Here is a 2873-nt window from a genome sequence, read left to right as displayed (position 1 = left end):
TTCGTCCTGAATCGCCGGACGGGCTCGGTTTGGGAGGGGGGCCAGCACCAGGTCCCCTAGGGGGCCAGGGTCAGGGTCGAGTGGGTGGGTCGCCGGATGTGGGGGAGGGCGGCCGATCCGTAGATTCTGAGGTGACAGAAACCGCAGACTCACGGAGGCGGCCATGCCGGTCCCTACGCACCCCCGGTCCCATCCCCGTGTCCCCTCCGAGCGGATCGAGATACGGCTGCCGTGGTGGTCCGTCGCGTTGCCGGCCCTTGCCTTCGCCCTGTTGCTGCTGATGTCCGGCTCCGGACAGGCGCGGGCCGCCGCGGGTGATCCCGGGGCCGGGCGCCTTCTGGAGCAGATCCATCTGACCCTGGTGGGGTGACGGCGAGCAGTCGCCAGCACCGTTCACCCGTGCCGGGGCAGCGCGTCAACACCCTCTGCCCACTGGAGCATTTCATGCGAAGCTGGGATGCATGAGCGTCGATACACCTCGCAGGATCGTCCTCCTCCGGCACGCGAAGGCGGACTGGCCCGACGTACCCGATCATGAGCGGCCCCTCGCCGACCGGGGCCGGGCGGATGCCTCCGTCGCCGGGCGCAGGATCGCCGGCAGCGGGCTCGTCGCCGATCTGGCTCTCTGCTCGACCGCCGCCAGGACCCGGGAGACCTGGAAGCTCGCGGTGCACGAGCTGCCGGTGCGGCCTCGGACCGTCTACGAGGACCGGCTCTACGACGCCACCCTCGGCGATCTCTTCGCCCTGGTCAACGAGACGTCCGACGATGTGAACGATCTGATCCTGATCGGGCACAACCCCGGTATGCACGCGCTCGCGGACGCCCTGTCCGGCGAGGCCGAAGGCGACACCATCGGCAGGATGACCCGGAGCGGATTTCCCGCCGCGTCCCTGGCCGTGATCGCGTTCAACGGAAGCTGGAAGTCGGTGGAGCACGGCGTGGGCCGGCTGGTCGACTTCTGGACCCCGCGCGGCTGACCCCGTACGGCTGCGACTGCGCCCGGTACGACGGCGCTGTACGGCCGCTTCGTACGGCCGCTCCCCTGGACCGGGCTGTACACCGCCGCGTACAACCGCCGCGCACAACCGTCCGTGCAGCAGAGGATCCCGGCCAGCGGAGGATCCCGGCACAGCAGAGGACCCCGGCGCGGACTCGCCGCCGGGGCCCCGGTTCGTGAGAAGAAGTAGTGGTCAGTCGTCGCAGTCCGCGGCCTCGACCTCTTCGCGGGTGATGCCCAGCAGATACAGCACGGTGTCCAGGAACGGTACGTTCACCGCCGTATGGGCCGCCTTGCGGACCACCGGCTTCGCGTTGAAGGCGACCCCCAGCCCCGCCGCGTTCAGCATGTCCAGATCGTTGGCGCCGTCGCCGATCGCCACGGTCTGCGCCAGCGGCACCCCCGCCTCGGCGGCGAACCGGCGCAGCAGCCTGGCCTTGCCCGCGCGGTCCACGATCTCGCCCACCACCCGCCCGGTGAGCCTGCCGTCGACGATCTCCAGGGTGTTGGCGGAGGCGAAGTCCAGCCCGAGCTGCTCCTGAAGGGCATCGGTGACCTGGGTGAATCCCCCGGAGACCACCCCGACTTGGTAACCGAGGCGCTTGAGCGTACGGACCAGGGTGCGGGCGCCCGGAGTGAGCCGGATCTCGGCCCGTACCTTCTCCACCACCGACGCGTCCAGACCGGCGAGCAGCGCCACCCGCGCGTGCAGGGACTGCTCGAAGTCCAGCTCCCCGAGCATGGCCCGGGAGGTCACCTCGGCGACCTCGGCCTCACAGCCCGCGTGGGCCGCGAAGAGTTCGATGACCTCGTCCTGGATCAGGGTCGAGTCCACATCCATGACCACCAGCCGCTGCGCCCGGCGGTGCAGTCCGGCCGAGACGACCGCGACATCCACCCCGATCTCCGCGCCCTCCGTGGCCAGCGCGGTGCGCAGCGGTTCGGTCTCCACCCCGGACACCGCGAACTCCACGGCGGTGACCGGGTATTTCGCCAGCCGGAAGATCCGGTCGATATTGCCGCCGGCCGTGGTGATACAGGCCGCTATGGCCGAGGTCGACTCCGCGGTCAGTGGGTTGCCCAGCACGGTGACATGCGAACGGCCGCTGCCGCGCGGCCGGTTGTCGCCCGTACCGGAGATGATCTCGGCCTGGAGCTTGAGCGATTCGGCCCAGGTGTGGACGGTCGCGCGGAGTTCGCCCTCGGCGGCACCCTTGCCGGCCGGTGCGGTGATCAGCGCGCAGAGGACGATACGGCCACGGGTGACGACCTGCTCGATGTCGATCACATCGACGGAGTAGGCGGCGAGGGTGTCGAAGAGGCCGGCGGTGATCCCGGGACGGTCCTTCCCGAAGATCTTGACGAGCAGAGTGGGGACGTCGGCGGTCCGAGGGGGCTGCGATGCGCTCATGGTGGTTCCACCGTATCGGGCAGGGCGTGGGGCTCGACCGGCCGTCCGAGTTCCGGACAGGGGTGCCAGCGGTTCCAGTCTCGGTCAGCGATCGCCCCTCGGCGACCCCGGGAAAGGCGGCCCCGCGTCGCTCCCCGGAAGGCTCCCATCCCGCGCGGCGCCCCCGTCCTTCGGGATGCGCAGATACGGGTTCGTATCGGGGTTCGGTGGCCGGTACGGCGTTGACGGTGTATACGGTCCTGGCGCCGGGGCCGGTTCCGTACGCGCATCTGCCGGTTCCGTACGCGTTTCTACGGTGAGGCCGTCCGCGTCCACGGTGGGGCCGTCCGTACCCGTGAAACCCACCGAGTCCGGGCCCGTATCCGCCGAAAGGCCCGCCGCGGCCGTCCCCTTCCCCGCGGCGTGCGCGAGCAGCGCCCCCGCCGCGCCAGCCCCCGCGCCCCAGACCGCGCCGAGCAGCAG

General features: G+C 70.8%; 3 protein-coding genes and 1 pseudogene. 2 read left to right on the top strand and 2 right to left on the bottom strand.

The window, feature by feature from the left end:
- The first annotated feature begins 163 nt into the window (after positions 1–163).
- Together WH07_RS31845 and WH07_RS31840 are read left to right on the top strand one after the other, a co-directional pair.
- Positions 164–370 (top strand): hypothetical protein, encoded by a 207-nt coding sequence (locus tag WH07_RS31845; protein WP_046507867.1) that lies wholly within the window; start codon positions 164–166, stop codon positions 368–370.
- Positions 371–461: 91 nt separating this feature from the next.
- Positions 462–980: a SixA phosphatase family protein gene (locus WH07_RS31840; protein ID WP_046507865.1), complete on the top strand. Its 519-nt coding sequence runs from the start codon at positions 462–464 to the stop codon at positions 978–980.
- 213 nt (positions 981–1193) lie between these two features.
- Here the strand turns inward: WH07_RS31840 and serB are convergent, their stop codons facing one another.
- Positions 1194–2411 carry a phosphoserine phosphatase SerB gene (gene serB / locus WH07_RS31835; RefSeq protein ID WP_046507863.1) on the bottom strand — a complete coding sequence of 406 codons (1218 nt, stop codon included), beginning with the start codon at positions 2409–2411 and terminating at the stop codon, positions 1194–1196.
- A gap of 84 nt (positions 2412–2495) precedes the next feature.
- Positions 2496–2873: pseudogene (locus WH07_RS41510) on the bottom strand (streptophobe family protein); the annotation flags it as partial.

The organism is Streptomyces odonnellii, assembly GCF_000981895.1.
Taxonomy (GTDB): domain Bacteria; phylum Actinomycetota; class Actinomycetes; order Streptomycetales; family Streptomycetaceae; genus Streptomyces; species Streptomyces odonnellii.
The sequence above is the reverse complement of the archived record's forward strand: the minus strand, read 5'-3'. Positions and strand labels throughout refer to the sequence as shown.

What these genes read in the sequence shown, in the direction of transcription:
- WH07_RS31840 (WP_046507865.1), top strand. Translation starts at nt 462, where the DNA reads ATGAGCGTCGATACACCTCGCAGGATCGTCCTCCTCCGGCACGCGAAG.
- serB (WP_046507863.1), bottom strand. Translation starts at nt 2,411, where the DNA reads ATGAGCGCATCGCAGCCCCCTCGGACCGCCGACGTCCCCACTCTGCTC.
- WH07_RS31845 (WP_046507867.1), top strand. Translation starts at nt 164, where the DNA reads ATGCCGGTCCCTACGCACCCCCGGTCCCATCCCCGTGTCCCCTCCGAG.